This window comes from Lysinibacillus sp. NPDC093216 (assembly GCF_050280325.1).
Lineage (GTDB): Bacteria > Bacillota > Bacilli > Bacillales_A > Planococcaceae > Lysinibacillus.
On sequence record NZ_JBNNVB010000037.1, the window covers coordinates 1 to 21273 of the forward strand.

Genomic DNA, 21273 nt, shown 5'->3' on the forward strand with positions numbered 1-21273 from the left:
AGTACAAACTCAAGCAGCATAATTTTTAAAAACGTAAGTTTTCTTAATAGGAGCAGTCTAAGCTCTTGAAAAAAGTGATTTATGAAATTGATTCATTCAAGAACTTTTTAAAATTTCCTCTTGAACCTCAAGTTACTTTAGGTTATATGATAAACCTATACTTTTGATAGGAGGAATTTTGATGAATAAGGATAAAAAGTTTTCTATTGGTGAATTTTCAGAAAAGACAGGAATTCCAATTCCTACTTTGCATTACTATGATGAAATTGGTTTATTACAACCCGAAAAGAATCCATCTTCAGGGCATCGCACTTACTATTTTCAAGATATTATTACCTTACAAAAAATTATTAGCCTAAAATTCCTAGGGTATAGCCTAGATTTGCTGAAATACTTTCATGATTCGCCTCTCCTTGTGTCGCAATATTCAAATTTTCAACTTCGGACTTATTTACAAAATCTACAAATATTAGAAATTTTCTATCGACGAGTTGACATTTAAACCGCAAAATATTAAGGTATAATAATCCAACAAGGAGGTTTCTATACAATTATGGAAGTATTATTTGCCTTTATACCTATTCTTTTTCTAATAATTTTCTATGTTGTCCCCTTAGTATTTGTCGTTTGGTTCGTATTCAAAATTATTAGCATACATAATGAACAAACTCGAATTCTAAAAAGTATAGCTGAAAAGCTAGATAAATAATGTACTAATGGAGATCTGCTATAGCAAGCTTTCTACTGCAAAACTACCACTTACTTTGATAATTCAATAGTTTGGATACCTAGTGATCTAATCTAATACCAAGCGTCTGATTTATCCTTCTCCTGTTTGGATATTCCTACAGGAGAAGGACTTTGTATGGTATGAAATAAAAAATAATTTCCCGGGTAAGCGCAAGAAACGACAAGTTTTACCTTATCAGCAGCAGAAGGACTTTGAGAGGTATATTACTGTTCAATGATTAATTTCTCTTGAGTAGGATCATCTTCAATTACTGAGTAATCCGTAACGTCCATAACATCGTTCATATCCTCTGTTACCTCGGTTTTAATCGTTTCGTCATCCTCTGTACCTAGTAAACTAGAAACAGCTACATATTTGAGCATTGCAGTTGTAATTACCATTTTTAGTAGCCTTCTTAATTGTTATACGTCTTGATAACGATTCTTTGATATTTTTTCATAAAAAATTGGTTGTTCTTCTTTTAGTCGTTACTATCAAGTCGATTAGTTTGAACTGTTTTAAAAGTGACCTTGAAGTGATTAGAGTGCCCTTCTGCAACCTCACATGATTATTTTGAGTTGATTTTCATACTCTTTTCGTTGCTTTTCCTCAACCTTTATCAATTCAATTGCTTTTTAATGTTTGTCCTCGCTTAATGCTAACTTTGTCTAGGCATCGTTTCCACATTCATCTTTTACTGAATATTATAAGAACATAACTAATCAGTTGAGGTGAAATATGGATTACAATCATTTACGTTATCTTGCGATAGGCGATTCACTTACTGTAGGTATCGGCGTTCCGTTTTTGGACCCTGGATTTGTTGAATATTATAGATGTCTAAGCCAGCAAATTTTAAAAAAGCGTATTTCTTATCAAAAACATGCAAGGTCAGGAGCAACGACAGAGGATGTTTTAGCTATGCTTAATGCCCCGATTGTGACGGAAGCTGTAAAGTGTGCAAATATCATCACGATAACAGCTGGAGGGAATGATTTAATAAACGCTGCTAAAGAATTTCGAATAAGTAAAAATGAAGAAAGTATATCTCGAGCTATTAAGCAATCAGGGAAAAACATCTCAAAAATATTAGAAAAAATTCACCATCTAGACAAACAAGATAAATATATTTTACGGTTACAGAATTTATACAATCCATTTAGCGATATTCCTATAGCAGATGCGGGCATTAGAGCGTTTAATTCATTAATTAACAGTTTTGGTCGGGAATTGAATGTTAAAGTAGCTGATATCTATAGTGTATTTAAGGGGAATGAAAAAGCTTTATTATCATCAGGAGGAATTCATCCTAATAGTAGAGGATACTATCAAATGGCATTAGCTCTAAGTAGGCTCGGATATTCCCCTTTATAAGGCTAATGGCTGTCAGTTAATCTAATCCTGTTTGTTTTAAGCTATTACTTATTATTTTTCTAGCAAGAGGCTGACTATTATTGTCAGCCTCTTACAATGTAATAAAAATGGATCTTTGAACCATATCAGAAATGAAAATGACAGAATTTTAAATTCCTTTTTCAGGAAAATCACAACGCATTCACCTTATTCACATTTTCAAATTCTTTAGTCTTTTCCTGTAGTGTTTTTTTGACAAAAGATAAAATGATCGTTAGGATTCCAAATGTGTAGATGATCTGCACAGTATCCACGAAGCCATAAAACTCCATTAATTCGTCTAAGATAGAAACCTTTCGGAAAATGATCGTCTTCAGTTAGTTTTTCAGATGCTATTGTTATGGAACCAGATGGAGCTTTTTGTTGCTGTAAAGAATCCCCTGAATATTCTTCAGTTTGATCCAGATACTCCATCCTTAGGTGAGGTCCCAGCTCAAGCGGACATAATTTCAAACCAAGTTCCTCAGCTCTTTTAAAGATTCGATCCGTATTAGCTCCATCAGGAAAGCCAAGGTCTCCAACAGTTAGTTCAACAGTCTGCAGGCTGTACTTCTTATCAGAAGTCGTAAATTTATCATCAGTAAATAACTTTTCTCCATACTCATTCATCAAGATAGAGTACTGTTGCAATTTCTGAATAAGCTGTGATTTAGTAAGGCCACCAACTTCCACCGTTCTGGTAATAAATGGGCAACATGGGTATATTTCATTATTTTCAAAACACAATTGTAGTCACTCCTATCAAATTTGGTAATAGTTTGAAAATACAATACTATAGAAGATTATATTTAGTTATTCTGCAATTTACCAATAATTCCCCTTATTTAACTAACCTGTGCTGTTGATTTAATCCGGCTACTTTTCAAAATACTATTTCTTTCTCTATAAATTGTCCTACTAGATAGTTTCATCTACTTGGCAATTGCTCGCATGCTATTTCCCTCTAGCGTTCTGAAGAGTTTCTACATCCCTAACACCAATCACGTAAGGAATGCGTTTCTGAACTTCTACAACCTTTTGCGTATTCCTTAATGCGATAATTCAATGCATAAACACGGCGTTGAACTTCTGCAAACACCAGATCACTGGTACATTGCTGACTTTGGACCAATGTAGCTGTTGTTAGCATTAAAAAAATAATTTTGTTAGAATAATTTCATAAAAAGGAATGATACTATGAATCAATTAATCCAGTATATCAACTACCGACCAAGCTTGTAGGGCGTGCCGTAACATCCCTTGACCTCCTTGCAAGCTTTGGAGCTGATATTTGATGAAAAATCGTTCAAAAGCCTATATTCGCCATCAGAGAGAGCGAATTATTCGAAAAAAATTGACCATTGTTAAAAATGTTTTTTCATTGCCAGGAAATGAGTACAAACCTATACATGGCAAATTGAGCAAAGGTAAAGTTCATTGCTCTTGTAGAATGTGTAGATACGAACAGTATCACTCGATTCCAAAAGCAAAAATAAAAGCAAAATTAAAAGCTATGGAACAGGAAATAGACGAATATGTCTATTTCTTTTTTTCTATGTCGCAGATTCATTCGTTTAAAACTACTTTTTTCATTTGTAAAAAAAGCTTTTATTTTTCATTCATTTACTTTAATATCGATAAGGGCACCCCAAAAAAGAGATAGAGGTGCTGAAATGTACGGTATTATTAATTATGAAATGTTTTTATTAACAGGGATCTTATTAAATCTAATCCCTGGTGCGGACACCATGTATATTGTCGGTAGAAGTATTTCGCAAGGTAGAAAAGCTGGTATTTACTCTGTGTTTGGTATTATTACTGGCTCCTTAGTTCATACGTTATTAGTTTCTTTTGGCTTATCGCTCATACTTACAAAATCTATTGTATTATTTAATACCATTAAATTTATTGGTGTTATGTATCTCGTTTATTTAGGGATTAAAATGATACGTGATAAGTCAAACATCGGTTTCGAAGCATCGTCAAATAAATTAAACTTAAGAAAAATTTATATACAGGGACTTTTAACAAGTCTAACGAATCCAAAAGTTTCTTTATTTTTTATTGCGTTTCTCCCACAGTTTATAGATATTAAGGCATCAGGTCCTATTCCTTTTTTAATTTTAGGACTTACTTTTACAGCAACTGGACTACTATGGTGCTTATTTGTTGCTTATTTCTCTTCGTACATTACTAAAAAACTAAGAGGAAACCAAAAGGTAGGAATGATCCTGAATAAGATAACCGGAATGATATTTATTGGAATGGGGATAAAGTTGCTTCAAACGAAAGCCCCTTAATAAATTTATATAAAAATGCCCCCTATTATAAAAATGTTATATTGAATGTTAAATAGTTCACTTTTATTGAACAGTCCTTTCAAATTGAGAGGACTGCTTTCTTATTTATCCACTTCTTTTATTAAACATGTCTCTCATATTGTTCATTAGTTTATGTAGCATGTGAAGACGCTACGGCTTTTTTATTTTTTAATCTATTTCACAGGCAATTCACTATACAAACATAGCTATCACTTCATAATAATAGTAAGGTAAAGCTAATTTAGCCTTACACCTCCGAAGGTTTTACTGAGGGTCACTCCTATCCCAAGTGACCCTTTTTTATTTTCTTATCTCACAAAAAAATATTTTTTAATGCCTATAGCTGCATGGTTTAACACCCCACTCCTTCTCTACAGCTAACATATTATATATTGTAGAAAGGAGGTGTGCTTTATGGGATACTATGGTGGAAATGTTGGTGGAATTAATAACTGCGGCTATTACGGCGGCGGATATGGTAATGGTTCAACATTTGCCTTAATTGTAGTTCTATTTATACTTCTAATTATTATCGGCGCTACTTTTATGAATAGAGAGTATTAACATTTTCGATTTAAGGGTCGCCCCCCCAGCCTGGTGACCCTTTTATTCAATAAGATTATTTCACATTTTTTGTAATCAATGCTAATGTAAAAATACACATTATTCTAATACAACAGCGGAGGTTACACTAAAAATGTTTCAGATTGAATTACACAGCCTTCGTAAATTTAGGGAGTAAAGTCTTTGTTTTACTTTCTTTTATTTTTTCCAAACTTCTCGTTTCCCCGCTTAAAATTACCCGTAATTTTAGCTAATAATAACTGTACGGCTGTTAGATTATCTTCAACTTCTTTGATCCTCGCAATAAGACGCACAGCCTCCCCATCCTTTACAGTTTTTATTTGTTTCCCTTCGTAATATATGACAACCGTTCCTTTTTTCGTTATTTGATAATCAAATGGTTCTTCTTCACTTAATCTGTTTCGATTATCTATTTCGCTCACTTCACCATCTCCCTAATTCTTATAGTTTCAAACATTATATTCAAAAAAATATGTTGATTCACTCGTTTTCTTAATTATTTTCAATATGTATCTGATGTAGTAAATAGTCTTCACCCAAACCGCTGTCTTTTGTATAAATGCCGTGGATTTTTATAAAAAAAATTAAGTCCATTCCATACATACAGATTTTATTCCCACCAATTAAGTTGATTAGTTTATAAAAACATATTCACATGTAATTTAAGACTGTTTTCTCAAAGATTGTTGCTAAATAGCATTAGATATTTAAAGGGAATGTTATATTTTGGATTATTGGAAAGGTCTAACGAAATAGTATAATTAAGCGTATTTAACTTATTTCGTAAGAGGTGCTGAGTTTGTTTAAAAAGAAAATATTAGTTGGACATTCAGAAGATGCTTTCCCGGCAATTATCGAACACTTAAAGAGAAGTAGCGTTCCGTTTGAACTAGGGATCAAAGATATTTTAAGGCAATCGTCTGGAAGATTCCGCTCGAAAAAAATGATGAAGTATACATAGCGTTTTATACAGTCAAAGTTCGAAAAAAATATGAGGAACAAGTAAAAGCTATTGTTGAGCAGTATATGTCGCAAGAAGATGTGATGCAATGGTATAAAGTATCGAAAAAGAATGCTAGAAAATTAGAAAAGAAGGAAATGTCGTCTTTTTCAGTTGTGTCTGGTATAAACTACATAGCGATGACAATCATCCATCAAGGTAAGATTGATGGCGGGGGAATTGTTTCGTATATAGCTTGTGCGGTCATAATGATGACTGGTGCATTTTTGACGATAAGTAATTATAAGGAGATGCAAAAAGAATCGAGCTATTTGAGACTGATCGATATGGGATTGGCAATCATAGGTATTGGTGTGATGATTTATGCTGTTTCTTCTTTTTATCTTTACTTCGATAATATTCTCAGAAACATAAATATTTCTAGTGTTTTTTACCTTCTTTCCTTTAATCTTTTATTTACATATTCTGGTAATATAAAAATCAAACCCACTAGTATGAACCCTAAAGAATGTACTTATAATTCATAATTCATATGTATAGTATCATCTGCAAACTGACTAAATACCGGACCGCCTCGGCTACTCAGTCTGTGCATGAACAACTTAAAACTACCAGTTAAAAGAAAAATGTACCTATAATATAACCTGTATTCATAATGCTTGCATGACATTCTTCAAGGAAAAATCTCCTGAAATAAGTTAACTAACAACAAAATTTATGTTAACATATTATCAATCCAATTATTGGAGGTGTTTTTTTGACAGAAAAGAATAGAACATTACTTAGCTCGGTTAGTGGTTTGGCATTAGGTACAGTAGGAGGATATAGAATTTTTACAAACAACTTAGAAAGTATGTCAATGCTAGTAGCATATATTTTCTTTATTTGCGGTTTGATTGGTTTTATTTCTAGTGTTGTAAAGTTGTCTAGAATTTCTTGAACTTGCGTTGCTTTATTGCAACGCTTTTCTTATTACTATTGCACATTATCTCAAGATTCTCTTAGCTTACCTACACAAATTAATAACCTCTTTTCCGGTTCTTTTTCACTGCCAATATTTCGGACATTCTTTAGTTGAAGTTTTTTTGAACGTCAGCTCAACACGTCATTCCGCTTCATCACTTACAGTTCACTTTTCTTTCTAAATCCCCTCGCATAGCAAGAGGGCTTCGTAGCATACAAAAAAGTCACTCATGTTTACTTATGAGTGACTAGACTATCGTGAGAGAAAACGAGCTAATTATTTTATACCCTTAAAAGCTTCAGTTTGCTCCTTAATTCCTTTTTCTGCAGCAAATCTTTCAATACTAGATGCACCAAAGAATCCAACAATTCCATCTACTCTTTCAATAATATAAGCAGCATCTTCCGGTTCTGCAATTGGACCTCCATGGCAAATCGCTAATATATCAGGATTTATAGACTTACCAGCATTAATAATTTTTCGGATTCGATCGGCACAGTCATCTAAAGTTAATGAAGTTTGTGCACCAATCGTTCCTTTTGTTGTTAATCCCATGTGGGCCACTAAAATATCTGCACCCGCTTCAGCCATTTTCTTTGCTTGCTCCTCATCGAAAACATATGGAGTAGTTAGTAAATCTAATTTATGAGCTTCTCTAATCATATCTACTTCTAAATCATAGCCCATTCCTGTTTCCTCTAGATTTTGACGAAAAACACCGTCAATTAATCCAACTGTAGGAAAATTTTGAACGCCACTAAACCCTTGATCTTTCAGCTGCTTTAAGAAAACTCCCATCACTTTAAAAGGGTCTGTTCCATTAACACCTGCTAGTACTGGGGTATCCTTTACAACGGGTAATACCTCATTACCCATTTCAACAACAATTTGGTTAGCATCACCATATGATAATAAACCTGCTAGTGAACCACGACCAGCCATTCTATAACGACCCGAGTTATAGACAATCAACATGTCTGCTCCCCCAGCTTCACTACTTTTAGCTGTAATTCCTGTACCCGCGCCAACACCTAGAAGAATATTTCCTTTTTTAATTTCTTCTTTAAAACGATTCAATATTTCTTGTCTCTGTAACATAATCGTTGTCCCTCGCTTTATTTTCTATTAATTCAATCAATTTTTTCGCTGAAGCTAGTGCAAACTCTTCGCTATTTATATCCGCATTGATTTCAATCATTTCCACTTTATGTTGGTCAACCTTTTCTCTTAATGTATCAAATAACATGTTGTCTTCCTCTAAACCGTAGAAAGGCTGTCCTTCAACATCAAGACCTGAGAGCCCTTTTAACGGTAAAAATAAAGCCGTGTACCCTTTAGCTAAAGCTAATTTTTCAGCAATCACTTCACCTATTTGCTTGTTCTCTTCAACAGATGTACGCATTAAAGTTACTGTCGGATTATGCTTATAAAATTTTCTTCCTACAAATTTATGAGGGACAGAATCAAATGGACCAAAGTTCACCATATCTATTGCACCCACTGATACAACTTGAGGAATTTGTTTTTTTGAAGCTGCCTCTAAACGATGCGGTCCAGCTTTCAATACGCCCCCAATTAACTCATCTGCCCATTCAGTAGTTGTAATGTCAAGAACACCATCTATAAATCCATTAGCAATTAAATTCTCCATTGTACGACCACCAACACCCGTTGCATGGAAAATTAATACCTCATATCCTTTAGCTTCCAAGAAATCTTTAGCCTGATTAATACAAGGTGTTGTCACTCCAAACATAGTTGCGGCAATAAGAGGCTTCTTTTTCTCTATAGTTTTATTTTCAAAGTTAAGCATTCCTGCTATCGCAAATACTGCATTCGTAAATATTTTTGTCGAAATTACATTTAAACCAGCTACATCTACTACTGACGGAATCATCATAATGTCGCTAGTCCCTACATACGGCTCCGTATTGCCAGAAGCGACTGTTGAAACCATTACTTTTGGAACACCAATTGGTAATGCCCTCATGCCAGTTGTTACAATAGATGACCCTCCAGTGCCTCCAAAGGATAGTACACCGTCGAATTTACCTTCTTCATACAATTTCGGTAAAAGCACTTCCATCCCTTTTGCAAGAACTGCGGTTGCATTTGCTCGGTCTCCTTTCGCTGCAATTTCTTGTATATCTTCTCTAGCTGCAGCAGCTACTTCAGCATTTGATACATCAGGCTCAAATGCTGGAGTAAAAACACCTGTATGGATCGTAAAAGTATTAAAACCTAACGATTCTATCAACTCTTTTACATATAAATATTCTTTTCCTTTTGAATCAAATGTTCCAGCCAAAGCAATTGTTTTCATATCAACTCTCTCCCTTCTTGATCTTTAAAATCATATAAGAAAGCGGTTTCATTTATTACTCCATTTCATAATACCGTTTTCTTTTAGGTGAGTTAATGTGCTTTTGTTCTATAAAATTGTCTCTTTGTTATTTTTTATATAGTTTTGAGGTGATACACCTTTATATTTTTTGAATATTTTACTAAAGTGAGTATAATCGGGATAACCTACCATTTCGGCAATATTATTTAGTGGTAATTTTTCTAATTTTAATATTTCAATTGCCCTATTAAGTCGAAAGTTAATAAGATATTCTGTAAATGAAATACCCACTTCTTTTTTGAATAATGTGCTTAAATAAGAACGAGACAAATTTAATATTTCTGCCACTTCATTCAATGACATTTCATCCATATAATGTAAACTAATGTACTTCTTGATAAAATTAATATAATCAGCTTGACTTCCTAGACCATCAGTAATTTTACCGATTAAATCATCCAACTGAAAATCGTTCGTTTGCTTAAATGATTTCGTAATATGTATGAGAGCTTGTTCATTTGGAATCCTTTCAAACACAGAACCTCCGATATAACCCATAATAATAGTATCATCATACATATATTGAACATCTATTGGTTTATTAACCGGGCCTCCATAAATCATTTTAATAATGTTAGGATTTAGTTCATTACATCTATTAAAAATATTTACCGCCAACCTTTTGGCAGCCTGTAAAGATAAAATCTTTTTAGCTCCAAGTGATCCGCCATTTGTTAAACCTAAGTGAACACAAATTATATCTGCACCGGCCTCTATCATACTTATTGCTTGTTCTTCGCTAAATACAAAGGCCACTGTAAACAGCCCTTTTTCATTAGCGATACGAATAGCTTCTACCTCTTTATCATAAGTAATCCCTTGTTCCTCTAAAGCTTCTCTAAAAAGCCCATCTACTAAACCTATACTTGGATAATTATTAATGCCCGAAAATCCTCTTTGCTTAATTAAATCGATATAACTATCTAATTCAATTGTTGGATCTGTAGCACATAAACCAAAACAAACTGGAATTTTTTTGATCATAGGAATGATCTCTTTACTTGCAAAATCCATTACTACATCATTACTATTTGCATATGGTAAGAAACCAGCTAATGAACTTACACCCATTAATCTGAATCGTCCTGAATTTAGAGCTAAAATAAAATCTGCGCCGCCTTGTTCTGCATATTTAACCGTCATTCCAGAACCAGCAGCAACACCTAAAATATATTTATTTTTATTAATTTGTTTTCTTATATTATTTTTTATTTCATATTTATTATTTAGCTTGTCCTCCATATAATTTTCACCTCTACTAATACATTGTTTACTACGGATTTCCTAACTTTTAAAATGCGGCAAAAATCACTAGTATTTAATTCAAAACTCTTCTTAAATGGCAGTATAGTTCAGCTTTTAGAACTAATAAAAACCCTCACTTAAATCTCCCATAATCTCTTTACATCGACCAATTCTTGCCCATCGAATTCCATTCTGTATATGTCTGGCTTTGTTGTATGTAATAAAAAGTTCAGATCGTATTTACTATCATAAAACCGCATCATTAAAGTCATAACTGCACCATGTGTGCCAATTACTACTTTCTGTCCTTGATATGTATTTAATATTTCTTTTAAAACATTTATAGCACGTTTCTGGCAGTCAGCATTTGACTCACCTCCCTCTAAAGCATAGGTTGGGTCAGAAAATGACTTTTCTAATAAAGGGAATAATTCCTTGTCAGATATTCGCTTATCACCAACAATAAATGTTTGCTCTTTAAGGTCTTCAAATACAATTACTTCTTTTGCTATTTGTTCAGCTACTTTCTGAACAGTTAAGATTGAACGACTATACGGACTAGAGATAACAGTATCAATTCTCTCTTTTTTTAGAATATCAGTTATTCGTTGTGCGTCTATTCTACCTTTTTCAGTTAATTGTCTCGTTCTCTCATTTCCGTCTTTCGGTGAATCTCCATGTCGTACCATATATATGAATGTTTTCATAATGCCTCCTATAGTGCTTGAGTCTTTGAATCATTTATGAAACGAAACTAAAAATCAATATTGCTCGGAAGAACTTCTACTGTTCGACTTCTGATATCGGTAAGACTGTTGAATATTTAACTTCTCGTAAAGATAAATTCGTTTGAATTCGGGAAATGCCCAGTCTATTTAATTTTCTTATAAAGCGATCTAATTCTTTTCGATCTCGAATAACAACCTTTAAAAGATAATCATACTCTCCTGTTAAACAATGACATTCTAATATTTCCGGCATTATTTTTAAGGCCTTTTCCAAAGCTTCTAATTCCTTAGCTTGATGAATATTTGTACTCATGAATACATAGCACAGTAAATCGAATCCCAGTTTCTCTTGATTTAAAATGGCAACTTGTTTGTCAATAAACCCTTCACTTTCTAAACGTTTTATTCTTGTATGGGTTGCTGGTGGGGACAAATTCACCCGTCTCGCTATCTCTGCATTACTTATCTGGACCTCCCTCTGCAAAATATCTAGTAATTGGGTATCAATACTATCTAATAATTTTCTTTCAACATCTTTCATGCATTTTTCCCCCTTTTTTATATTCGAAATTTCAGCTTCATTCGGCACCGATTACTAATTATATTCTGAGAAAACCAGTTATTCTTATTGTTATTTTGTTTTTAGTTCATCACACAAAATATTATACAGTTAAAAAGGTAAAAATGTTATTATTCTTTTATCTGAAAAATCAATTATACATACGATAATCAAAGGAGAGATCGTGATTTGCCAAATGTTTATGTTTTATTAATGCTTTTAACTAGTTTACTTTGGGGAGGCAATTTTGTAGTTGCCAAATCCCTTGTTGATCATGCATCTCCGTTAACATTGACGAGCTTAAGATGGCTCATTGCCGTCGCTGCGCTTCTTCCAATGGTATGGTGGAAAGAAAAAAGATTGCTTCCCTCTCGAAATGCCCTCCTACCTTTATTGTTAATGGGCGTTACAGGTGTGGTATTATTCAATATCTTTCAATTTTTAGCATTGGAAAGAACTACGTCGACGAATGTTGGCTTTATTTCAACTTTAAATACAATTTCAATTGCGATTTTTTCAATTGTTTTTCTAAAGGAAAAGATGAATATACTTCAAGCACTTTCAATGCTACTTTCGTTGTTCGGTGTTCTACTCGTACTTTCGAAGGGCAATATCAGCCAATTATTGTCTTTCCATTTTAATTTGGGTGATTTATGGATGCTTGCAGCTGTATGTGTATGGGGAATTTATTCTGTTTGTAATAAATGGGCAATGAAAACTACCTCGCCACTAATGTCAACTTTGTATTCAGGAATATTTGGACTTCTTATCCTATTGCCATTTAACCTTAGGGATTTTACCGTTTCTAATGTTAATCATTCTTTTATACTATCGCTTTTATATACAGGGTTTATTTCCACTGTCGTTTGTATGGTACTTTGGGGCATTGGAATTCAAAAATTAGGGGCTACAACATCCGGTGTTTTCCTTAATTTCAATCCGATTTTCACTGCACTTCTAGCGCTTTTATTTTTAGGAGAGAGCATATCTTGGAAGCAAGGGATCGGGGGATTGATTGTTATTATTGGATGTTTTTTATTTTCGCATTTTAAAACAAAAACCAATCAATTAAAAAAAATACCACTTCAAGTCTAGGTCATTTATAAATAAGAAGTTCCCGAACCTTGCTTTGGGAACTTTTTTGTATTGAACAACCTTTATTGAATGAAAACGTCTATGAAAGATATAGAGAAAAAATTGAGGTGACATTATGCGATTTATTTTTAATAAGATAACACTTTTCAGCATAATTTTTTTATCATTTTGTTCAATAGTAATTGGATATATATTACAAACAATCCTTATCCCTTTACAAGATATTAATTCTATAAGTAGTAAAGAGCTATTGGAATTTCAAAAAGAATATGCAATAAATTATCCCTTAGGAAAAGGGCTACTCTATCTAGGTCTATTTCTGATGATTTTAGTCATAATTCTATTCATTATTAAGTTAAAAAACTTAAAATATAATAATCAAAATTCCGATGTTTAACTCAACCACAATAAAAAAAGTATTATGTAAAGGCGTATGAACACAGTTGCTATAAGCCTTTTTGGAATTTTGCAGAAAAACGCTGCTGGTGCACTGTCTAAATAAAACCATGTATATATAGACCATTTCTTAATTGTAAAAGCGCATTATTATGACGAGACTCTTATTAAAACTACCTGCACCGTAAGCTTAAGAGGGGATTGCTCTTATCGACAAATCACCTCTTAAGCTTACGTGTAGCGTGAAAATAGGCACATTTACACATCACCTAAGTCTTCAATTTGTTCCGGTTTCTTCCCCACAATTTCCTTTACGATCCTATATTATACATAACGTTTCAGTGAACTCTGTCTTTTTGGTTTAATATTTCGCGAATCGAATAATTAATTAAAGCCCCCATTAGTTAAAGAAGAACACAAAATTAAGATTCTACTTTTTTTATCATTTTGAAATTGGTCAATTTAACACCCTCTCGTTCAACAGTTTGTGAACAAATAGTATTGTAACCTCTGTGTTCAAAAAAATGTTTAGCTGTAATACTTGCATCTGTTTCGATTTTAAATAGATTTAATTTTTTCGCTTCGTCTTCTAGTTTATCAACTAAAGCCATAGCTATACCTTGACCTTGAAAATCTTTATGAATATACAGTCTATCTAGGTGCCCGCTATGCGTCATATCACAAAAGCCTACTACTTTATCATTAATTTTTGCGACATAAGATATGTTCTGACCTAATGAAATCTTCCAAGCATCTATCTTTAACTCTTTTTCTTCCTTTGGTGCCCAAGCATCTAATTCTGTTTGTGAATAATCTTTTAAATTAATTGAATGAACTGTTTCATAGAACAAAGAAACAATTTCTTCAATGTCAGCTTCCTCAAATTTCATAATATTCATTTCCCCATATACCTCTCTGCATTAAGATAAGTATATTTTATCATCAAAGTCCATATTTCACTAAACTACATCGTTAGTTCAATAACAATTACTCAGCTCTTTCGTAAATGTGAAAAAAATAAGGGTATGGATTTTCTTCATCAGTAATCCCTTTTTGTACATAAATTTCATTCCATTTTGCAAAGTCTAATTCTGGAAAGAATGTATCCCCTTCAAATTCAAAATCAATTCTTGTAACGTACAGTTTATTAGCATATGGCAAGAACAATTTATAAATTTGTTCACCACCAAAAATGAAAATTTCTTTTTCATCTTCACACATTTTAAATACATCATCAGTAGAATGCCCAATTTCGCAGCCTTCAACAGAATAGTTCATATCTCTTGTTAAAATAATGTTTCTTCTTCTAGGTAATGCTCTTCCAATAGATTCAAGTTTTTTCTGCCAATGATAAGCGAATGTCCTAAAGTAGTTTTCTTTACATACTGCAATTCTTTTGGCAATTTCCATGGTAGCTTATTATCTTTACCAATAACCCTATTGTTGTCCATAGCTACAATAAGTGAAATAATCAATATCTTCACAGCCTTTATTTCTGGTTTTAATCCATTTTAACTTGTTTTTCGTTGCTTTAATCAAGGACGTGGCGTTCTTAGCCCAAGTTCCTCTATTTCAGCGGAGGTTTGGACACCCGCTAAAAGAAATTAAAGTGAATTATATTTTTTCACTTCTAAAGGAATCGATATTATATATAAATCAATAGCATATGTAGTAATCGTAATCCCTTTACCTTTTTCAGTAAATTTTGCTTGAAAAAACCGCTCCGAAACTTTTCTTTTCCCCCATTTTTTAGGGAGCCATTCAAATCCTAAAATATAATATTTATCACCTTAAACAAATCAGAATGTAGTTCGCCCTAAATAATTCGCTTATTCTTTTGGAATTAATTTCATTGTAAAATAACAGTTAATTATTTTCAAAAAAGAATTATAACGCTGAGCTCGTTGCGTGTTCACTGTCTTGACAATATTATGTTTCACTAATGTGGCAAATGAATCTCCGTTCCCCTTTACCTGCGTACATGGTTTATACTTTAAATAAGGTGTATTAAGTACTAATTCCGGGTATTTACCTTTAGCGGCTGAAAATAAAATATACGAGGTGGAATGACTATGGAACATTGTTGCAGTAGCCTTAAAAATGAAAACACTAATATTTGTCCCTCTTGTAATAATAAAGCTAAAAATGTACAGCTAATAACTATTAAATCAATGATGAGACCATCTGTATTAGGATCAATAAACGCTATGGAAAATCACTATTTTTGTGCTACTAAAGATTGTCATGTCGTTTATTTTGATACGAGCAATAAGGAGTACCATTTATCTGATATAAAGGTAGATGTACATCAAAAGGATGATTCATTAAGTACACCGGTTTGTTATTGTTTTGATTGGACTAAAGAAAAAATTAAACAATATCTTGAAAATGAGCTTACGCCTAATCCATTAGAACATATTCGTGCAAATATAAAAGAAAACCGTTGTGGCTGTGAGGTAAACAATCCACAAGGTAGTTGTTGTTTAGGGAATGTTACTAAATATATAAAAGGTCTAGCTTAACCATCTTTCTTTAGTGGAAAAAAGTTATAAGTCGCGAGTCCTAAAAGCCTTTATAAAACAGGGCTTTTAGGACTTTTTTGAATCATTGTGAAGAGGCTACGGACGCCCCAAGGAAGCTTTGCTCTGTGCGAAAGCGAAGCGTCAGCAGCAAATGTTTTATCTGTGCGAAAGCGAAGCGTCAGCCAAGCAAAGCGCCCACACACTTCAAGTTTTTCAGCCAATTCTTAAGCAGTGATTTTTTGATGATTAACTAATAAATTTAAAATACTAAACATGCGGGTTGATTTCATTTCTTCTTCCTCTTTCAATGTTTCTATTACTGACTTATTCGTTATCTTTACCCTTCTTGTTCAGTCTTAGCGCTTTTCCAATAAGTGTTTGGTCCATTACATTTTAAAGTTGCATTTTTCGGTACCTGTTTCATTATTAGAAGAAGATTTAGTAAATCAACTGACGATCCCAATGAGTTTAGTATGATTAGGAACTTTAATGTCGTTGATAAAAGTCCAAATGCACTAAAAAGTAGTGGGAAAATTATTGAAAGTATCATAAAAGGTGCAATCGTAATGAATATATATCTTGATTTCGATATCTCTTCTTCCGTAATGACAAAACCCCCGAATAGAGTAAGCCCTACAGAAGTTTTTTCTGATTTCATAAAATTAGGAATGAACATCAAATGAAGTAATTCGTGAATGATTAATAGTAAGACGATCCCCAAAATAACGCTTAAGTTAATGGTTATTGATATTCCACCAGATGTAAATCCAAAATCTCTCAAAGAGATACTAGAAAAAATATTTATTACCCCAATAGAGATCATTGAAGCGATAATCATTAAAGGGATAGATAACAATATAGCACTAGTTAAATTTTTAGGTTCTTTCATTGGAATCCAGCCATTGTTAATTAAGTCTTCATGTAAATTTGGGTTACTTTTTGGTAATTTGTTTAGTATTTTCATTTAACCTCTCCATTCCATTTTTACGATCTATTGTTTTTAATAATTTCACTTAATTTGAAAATCCCTTCCTTCATTTCATCGAGTGAAGCATACCCATAGGAGATTCGTATAAATTGTCCTGTTTTTTCAGCATAAATGCTACCGGGATTTAGAAGAATATTGTCGGATAATGCTTTCTCAAATAGCCTTTTTACTTTAAACTCAGGCTTTATTTTCACCCATATGAACAAACCACCATTTGGGATGTCCCACGATGCGTAAGGACTCAAATATTTATCCAGTGCATCTAAAGCAACTTTTCTACGAACCTTAAGTTGTTCTCTTACTTTATCAAGGTGATCATCATAGAAATTACTAGATAACCACTCCGCAGCAACGAGTTGTGAAAGAGTACTTGATCCATAATCGGATTGCATTTTTAAATCTGCTAATCGATTGATGACTGACTCCGAGCCAACTATCCAACCAATTCGTAATCCTGGACTAAGGGTTTTCGATAAACTTCCAACATATAACACATTTCCGTAAAGGTCCATTGCTTTCAGTGGTTTAGGTGGTGGGGTGTCAATCCATAAATCACGGTACACATCATCTTCTATAACTGGCAGCTGCTCTCTTTCACAATAGGCAATTAATTTCTCTCGTCTCTCTTCTTGCATTAAGGCGCCTGTTGGATTGTGAAAGGTTGGAATCGTATATAAAATATTTTTTCCTTTTTCCTTCGTCGGATAAATTGAATCGATGATAATCCCCTCATTGTCCATCGCTAATCCTTGCAACTCCATACCCGCAGACTCAAAAACAGTCAACGAATAAAGATAGGACGGCATCTCTAGCAATACCGTAGAACCTCTTTTTAGTAGTCCAATTGAAATTAAATGTAAAGCTTGGAGCGCACCAGAAACAACGAGAATGGACGACGGAGACGCTTCGACCCCTCTTACCTTTAAATAGTCACTAATGGCTTGCCGTAATTTTATATTTCCTTTTGGCTCTTCATAGCCAAAAGAGGTTAATTGATTCGATACCTTTTGAACAATGACTTTCATCTCTTCTAAAGGGAACATCTCTGGTGATAGCTCCCCTTTACTCAATTGAATAAGATTCGTATTCGATTCCGCTTCGTTAATCTCCTGCACCATAGATACACTGGGTTTATGAATGCCTAAAGTGACATTTTCATTCCAGTTAGTCGAGGATTTCGCCCCCATCAAAGTCCAAGTATTATTGGTGACGACTGTTTCCTTCCCTGCTTTACCTTCTAGTAACCCATCTGCCATTAGTTCCTCTAATGCCGTTATGACTGTACTACGATTAACCTCAAACTGTTTTGCCAAATTACGTTGACTTGGTATGGGACTTCCGATCGCCCACTCCCCTTTAGCAATTTTTTCTTTTATAAAATCAATAATCAATTGATATTTTGGTTTTTTCATATGTACGCTCTTTTCTATACTGGTTGGTTTTTTTTATTTTAACCTGTTGGAGAAATTTTACCAAAATCCTATTAATATTGAAATCATAAATTTAATTGGTTGGATAACGAGGTGTATTCATGTTAAAAACATTAGATCTTAAGATTATTTCCGCTCATTTCATAACAATCATTTTATGGGCATCAGCTTTTCCAGGAATTCGAGTGGCATTAACGGCCTATTCACCTGAGCATATTTCACTTTTACGATTATTAGTCGGCTCATTCGTCTTAATAATCATAGCAGTTATTACAAAAACTCCTTTGCCTGCGTTAAAAGATATCCCCATTATTTTATTACTTGGCTTTTTAGGTTTCACCGTGTACCAAGTAGCACTAAATTATGGAGAACAAACGATTAGTGCCGGGGTTGCAAGTTTACTTGTTTCCACAACTCCTATATTCACTGCTTTGTTAGCTGTATTCTTTTATCGTGAGAAGCTTGGATTATGGGGATGGCTTGGTTCACTTGTTGGTTTTTGTGGTGTAGCATTTATTACAATAGGTGGTTCAACTGAAGGATTTTCTTTTAATACTGGGATTATTATCGTTTTAATAGCATCTCTTTCAGAAAGTATTTACTTTGTTTTTCAACATCGTTATCTAGAAAAATACGGCGCTATCCCCTTTACGATGTACGCCATTTGGTCAGGTACTATTTTTATGTTACTATTCTCACCTGGCCTAAGTGAAGCAATAATGGATGCCCCGTTAAATGCAACATTAGTCATTTTGTATCTTGGAATTTTTCCAACAATCATTCCTTATTTTACACTAGCTTATGTTACTTCGCGAACAGGAGCAGCTGAAGCAACAAGTACGCTTTATTTAACCTCTGTTTTTGCATTTCTTATCGCATGGATTTGGCTTGGTGAAGTTCCGCATTTTTCTGCCATAACAGGTGGTTTGATTACTTTAGTAGGTGTATTTATTGCAAATATAAAGAAAGAAGATATTATGAAAGATGATAAGAATGCGCAGCGTTTACACTAACTGGCTCGATCGCATAATCTTATGTCTCAGTATAATTGCGTCCGGAATGGCTGAAAGAAGTTAAAGTCTATTAGACTCGCTAATCAATAGACTGTTGACAACCTTTTTAGAAGTATTTACTAAGTGCTCACATAACAAGTAGTGCAGTTCAATCCACACAAATAGAAAACCGAGTACTCAAATTTTTATGAGTTAACTCGGTTTCACTTTAGTTTAATTCACTTTTCACCTGCAAAGCAAACTGTTCAATGGCTTCTCTATCCTGATAGATTGTAATACCAATACCAGAACGAGTACATCTATGTGAATAAAATTCTCCTGCATCTATCCAAAATTGAAATTGATAAATCTTTTCGTCAACTAGCTCGCTTTTATTCTCCTGGAGTGAAAATGAAAACGCAGGTTCCGTTGAGTCCCATACACCGACCCTTAAAATTTCATCCCAATTATTTAAAATCAGTATAGATAAAGTTTCAAGGTCACTCCGTAGAACGGGAAATTTAAAATCCAATTGATGTGCACCACAATTGAGGATAATCTTTATATCACTTGAAATAGAATCACTTTCTATATTTAATAATTCAAGACTTACTTTTGAAGCACCATATGATCTATCATATAAAGTGGCCATTTCTACCTCCTAATGAATTACATATGAAAGAAAGGACTTACCTAACTTAAAAAGGATTGTTGACCAATACGATTACTCTCAAATCGTACAATAAAAACCTTCACTATTGATGTGAAAGGCAATTATCGATTTATATACGAAAAAAACTCACTTGAAATAAAAATCCATCGCGTTTTGATAAAGAATTTTCTCAGCTGACTTTGCATCAAACAATTCTTGAATTAGTTCAATATCTGCATAAGCAAAAGGTCTTTTTGCTCGTGTGGACGGTAAGTCTGTGCCGAACATTAACGCCTCTGGATTAACAGCTTGAATTGATTTCAAAGCTTGTTCTACATCGAGCTCTACACGACCAAAACCAGTCGCCTTTACTCGTACACCTTTTTCTACTAGGCGCAACAAATGAGGTAAGCCTTCCTCAGATAACCCTAAATGATCAATTGAAATCGCTGGTAATTTTTCAATCGTTGGTGTAATTTCAGGCAAATCTTTTGCATCGATATATAATTCACTATGCCAACCAGCTAAATCATAGACACGTCTCGCAAAGTAATCGAGCTTCGTTAAATCTTCGGAACCGCCACGTTTCACATTGAATCGTAGTGCGCGAACACCTTTTTATGTAAATCCATAATCTTATCATCTGTCACCGCAAATGGTAGCTGTGTAACTCCACAATATGTAGATTCCATTTTCTCTAAAGCATTCACTAAATAAGCTTGGTCAAATCCTTGAAAAGAACCTGAAACAATTGCACCACCGACAATATTATAAGTCGCTGTTTCTTTTTGGTAATCCTCTACAACATAGCTAGGTGGTACATATCCTTGATTTTCAGTAATAGGGTAATCAAAATCAATAATGTGAAAATGTGCATCAAAAATTCTCATCTTACCGCCTCCTTTCTTTTACGTTATCAAACAAAGAATATAAAGTAAATTTATGATGTTTTATATAAATACATAAGTTTCCCTTATCATCAGCCCGTTCGAATCTTAAAAGTCTTACAAAAATCCCCTCAGTATCACAAATATCGTGAGCCAAAATGAAAGTCAAATATCATTTAGCTACATTAAAATTTAGTACCTTATAAGAGATACTTTAAAGCATTACTCCCAGATGTAATTAACGCTAGCTAACCCGCAGCCAGTATCCATATTGCATAGGGACTCTCTTCTTGTCTTCTCTTGCTTATCCAAAATAATATCATGCTAATTAATAATAAAACCACACCCAGAACTGCCCCTGTAATAATACCTATAATCATTCCCATTTCTTGTTGCCTTCTTTCTTTACATTTTTTATTGTA

The 21273-nt window shown here is 33.6% G+C and carries 22 protein-coding genes and 3 pseudogenes; 11 read left to right on the forward strand and 14 right to left on the reverse strand.

Features of this window, described 5'->3' with window-relative positions:
- Window positions 1-181 precede the first annotated feature (181 nt).
- Window positions 182-475, forward strand: a pseudogene (locus tag ACQKOG_RS24655) (MerR family transcriptional regulator); the annotation flags it as partial.
- A 479-nt stretch (window positions 476-954) separates the two neighbouring features.
- On the opposite strand, the gene ACQKOG_RS24660 reads toward ACQKOG_RS24655, so the two are convergent.
- A complete protein-coding gene (locus ACQKOG_RS24660; RefSeq protein WP_427448428.1) occupies window positions 955-1131 on the reverse strand; it encodes a hypothetical protein in 177 nt (58 codons plus the stop codon).
- 337 nt (window positions 1132-1468) lie between these two features.
- Between ACQKOG_RS24660 and ACQKOG_RS24665 the strand changes: the two genes are divergently transcribed.
- Window positions 1469-2104 carry a GDSL-type esterase/lipase family protein gene (locus ACQKOG_RS24665; RefSeq protein WP_402872748.1) on the forward strand — a complete coding sequence of 212 codons (636 nt, stop codon included), beginning with the start codon at window positions 1469-1471 and terminating at the stop codon, window positions 2102-2104.
- Window positions 2105-2311: 207 nt separating this feature from the next.
- On the opposite strand, the gene ACQKOG_RS24670 is transcribed toward ACQKOG_RS24665, so the two are convergent.
- Window positions 2312-2869: a helicase gene (locus ACQKOG_RS24670; RefSeq protein ID WP_402872751.1), complete on the reverse strand. Its 558-nt coding sequence runs from the start codon at window positions 2867-2869 to the stop codon at window positions 2312-2314.
- 547 nt (window positions 2870-3416) lie between these two features.
- Here ACQKOG_RS24670 and ACQKOG_RS24675 point away from each other — a divergent pair.
- The 3 genes from ACQKOG_RS24675 to ACQKOG_RS24685 all read left to right on the forward strand — a co-directional run bounded on the left by ACQKOG_RS24675 (window position 3417) and on the right by ACQKOG_RS24685 (window position 5007).
- Window positions 3417-3785 (forward strand): hypothetical protein, encoded by a 369-nt coding sequence (locus ACQKOG_RS24675; protein ID WP_427448429.1) that lies wholly within the window; start codon window positions 3417-3419, stop codon window positions 3783-3785.
- Window positions 3786-3795: 10 nt separating this feature from the next.
- Window positions 3796-4422 (forward strand): LysE family translocator, encoded by a 627-nt coding sequence (locus ACQKOG_RS24680; protein ID WP_370080231.1) that lies wholly within the window; start codon window positions 3796-3798, stop codon window positions 4420-4422.
- Window positions 4423-4857: 435 nt separating this feature from the next.
- A complete protein-coding gene (locus tag ACQKOG_RS24685) occupies window positions 4858-5007 on the forward strand; it encodes a YjcZ family sporulation protein (protein ID WP_370080233.1) in 150 nt (49 codons plus the stop codon).
- Between the two features lie 188 nt (window positions 5008-5195).
- Here the strand turns inward: ACQKOG_RS24685 and ACQKOG_RS24690 are convergent, their stop codons facing one another.
- Window positions 5196-5450 carry a hypothetical protein gene (locus ACQKOG_RS24690; RefSeq protein WP_427448430.1) on the reverse strand — a complete coding sequence of 85 codons (255 nt, stop codon included), beginning with the start codon at window positions 5448-5450 and terminating at the stop codon, window positions 5196-5198.
- A 377-nt stretch (window positions 5451-5827) separates the two neighbouring features.
- Here ACQKOG_RS24690 and ACQKOG_RS24695 point away from each other — a divergent pair, with 377 nt between their 5' ends.
- From ACQKOG_RS24695 to ACQKOG_RS24705, 3 genes are all read left to right on the forward strand, one after another.
- Window positions 5828-5989 carry a hypothetical protein gene (locus tag ACQKOG_RS24695; protein WP_370080237.1) on the forward strand — a complete coding sequence of 54 codons (162 nt, stop codon included), beginning with the start codon at window positions 5828-5830 and terminating at the stop codon, window positions 5987-5989.
- A gap of 65 nt (window positions 5990-6054) precedes the next feature.
- Window positions 6055-6516: a hypothetical protein gene (locus ACQKOG_RS24700; RefSeq protein WP_427448431.1), complete on the forward strand. Its 462-nt coding sequence runs from the start codon at window positions 6055-6057 to the stop codon at window positions 6514-6516.
- Window positions 6517-6746: 230 nt separating this feature from the next.
- Entirely contained in the window at window positions 6747-6929 is a 183-nt protein-coding gene (locus ACQKOG_RS24705) for a hypothetical protein (RefSeq protein ID WP_370080241.1), read from the forward strand.
- A gap of 300 nt (window positions 6930-7229) precedes the next feature.
- On the opposite strand, the gene ACQKOG_RS24710 is transcribed toward ACQKOG_RS24705, so the two are convergent.
- The 5 genes from ACQKOG_RS24710 to ACQKOG_RS24730 all read right to left on the reverse strand — a co-directional run bounded on the left by ACQKOG_RS24710 (window position 7230) and on the right by ACQKOG_RS24730 (window position 11871).
- The gene (locus ACQKOG_RS24710) at window positions 7230-8051 is read right to left on the reverse strand and encodes a phosphoenolpyruvate hydrolase family protein (protein ID WP_402872764.1); all 822 of its coding nucleotides are present in this window, start codon (window positions 8049-8051) and stop codon (window positions 7230-7232) included.
- Window positions 8017-9276 carry a Tm-1-like ATP-binding domain-containing protein gene (locus ACQKOG_RS24715; RefSeq protein WP_427448432.1) on the reverse strand — a complete coding sequence of 420 codons (1260 nt, stop codon included), beginning with the start codon at window positions 9274-9276 and terminating at the stop codon, window positions 8017-8019. Before ACQKOG_RS24715 ends, ACQKOG_RS24710 begins: the two co-directional genes overlap by 35 nt.
- Before the next feature lie 108 nt (window positions 9277-9384).
- A complete protein-coding gene (locus ACQKOG_RS24720; protein ID WP_427448433.1) occupies window positions 9385-10599 on the reverse strand; it encodes a phosphoenolpyruvate hydrolase family protein in 1215 nt (404 codons plus the stop codon).
- 140 nt (window positions 10600-10739) lie between these two features.
- Window positions 10740-11309 (reverse strand): histidine phosphatase family protein, encoded by a 570-nt coding sequence (locus ACQKOG_RS24725; protein WP_370080248.1) that lies wholly within the window; start codon window positions 11307-11309, stop codon window positions 10740-10742.
- Between the two features lie 76 nt (window positions 11310-11385).
- On the reverse strand, window positions 11386-11871 hold the full coding sequence (locus ACQKOG_RS24730; protein ID WP_370080250.1) for an Lrp/AsnC family transcriptional regulator: 486 nt from the start codon (window positions 11869-11871) through the stop codon (window positions 11386-11388).
- A 207-nt stretch (window positions 11872-12078) separates the two neighbouring features.
- Here ACQKOG_RS24730 and ACQKOG_RS24735 point away from each other — a divergent pair, with 207 nt between their 5' ends.
- Entirely contained in the window at window positions 12079-12984 is a 906-nt protein-coding gene (locus ACQKOG_RS24735) for a DMT family transporter (RefSeq protein ID WP_370080252.1), read from the forward strand.
- 818 nt (window positions 12985-13802) lie between these two features.
- On the opposite strand, the gene ACQKOG_RS24740 is transcribed toward ACQKOG_RS24735, so the two are convergent.
- Window positions 13803-14279, reverse strand: a complete 477-nt coding sequence (locus ACQKOG_RS24740; protein WP_370080254.1) for a GNAT family N-acetyltransferase — start codon at window positions 14277-14279, stop codon at window positions 13803-13805.
- A gap of 88 nt (window positions 14280-14367) precedes the next feature.
- A pseudogene (locus ACQKOG_RS24745) lies at window positions 14368-14855 on the reverse strand (dihydrofolate reductase).
- A gap of 597 nt (window positions 14856-15452) precedes the next feature.
- On the opposite strand from ACQKOG_RS24745, the gene ACQKOG_RS24750 reads away from it, so the two are divergent.
- Window positions 15453-15902 (forward strand): putative iron-sulfur cluster-binding metallochaperone, encoded by a 450-nt coding sequence (locus tag ACQKOG_RS24750; protein WP_427448444.1) that lies wholly within the window; start codon window positions 15453-15455, stop codon window positions 15900-15902.
- 337 nt (window positions 15903-16239) lie between these two features.
- Here the strand turns inward: ACQKOG_RS24750 and ACQKOG_RS24755 are convergent, their stop codons facing one another.
- Window positions 16240-16866, reverse strand: coding sequence for a DUF3267 domain-containing protein (locus ACQKOG_RS24755; RefSeq protein WP_402870645.1), 627 nt, complete (start codon window positions 16864-16866; stop codon window positions 16240-16242).
- Window positions 16867-16886: 20 nt separating this feature from the next.
- Window positions 16887-18302: a PLP-dependent aminotransferase family protein gene (locus ACQKOG_RS24760; RefSeq protein WP_370080258.1), complete on the reverse strand. Its 1416-nt coding sequence runs from the start codon at window positions 18300-18302 to the stop codon at window positions 16887-16889.
- Window positions 18303-18421: 119 nt separating this feature from the next.
- Here ACQKOG_RS24760 and ACQKOG_RS24765 point away from each other — a divergent pair, with 119 nt between their 5' ends.
- The gene (locus tag ACQKOG_RS24765) at window positions 18422-19333 is read left to right on the forward strand and encodes a DMT family transporter (RefSeq protein ID WP_370080260.1); all 912 of its coding nucleotides are present in this window, start codon (window positions 18422-18424) and stop codon (window positions 19331-19333) included.
- A gap of 208 nt (window positions 19334-19541) precedes the next feature.
- Here the strand turns inward: ACQKOG_RS24765 and ACQKOG_RS24770 are convergent, their stop codons facing one another.
- Together ACQKOG_RS24770 and ACQKOG_RS24775 are read right to left on the reverse strand one after the other, a co-directional pair.
- On the reverse strand, window positions 19542-19964 hold the full coding sequence (locus ACQKOG_RS24770; protein ID WP_370080262.1) for a hypothetical protein: 423 nt from the start codon (window positions 19962-19964) through the stop codon (window positions 19542-19544).
- Between the two features lie 147 nt (window positions 19965-20111).
- Window positions 20112-20854, reverse strand: a pseudogene (locus ACQKOG_RS24775) (amidohydrolase family protein).
- Between the last annotated feature and the right edge of the window lie 419 nt (window positions 20855-21273).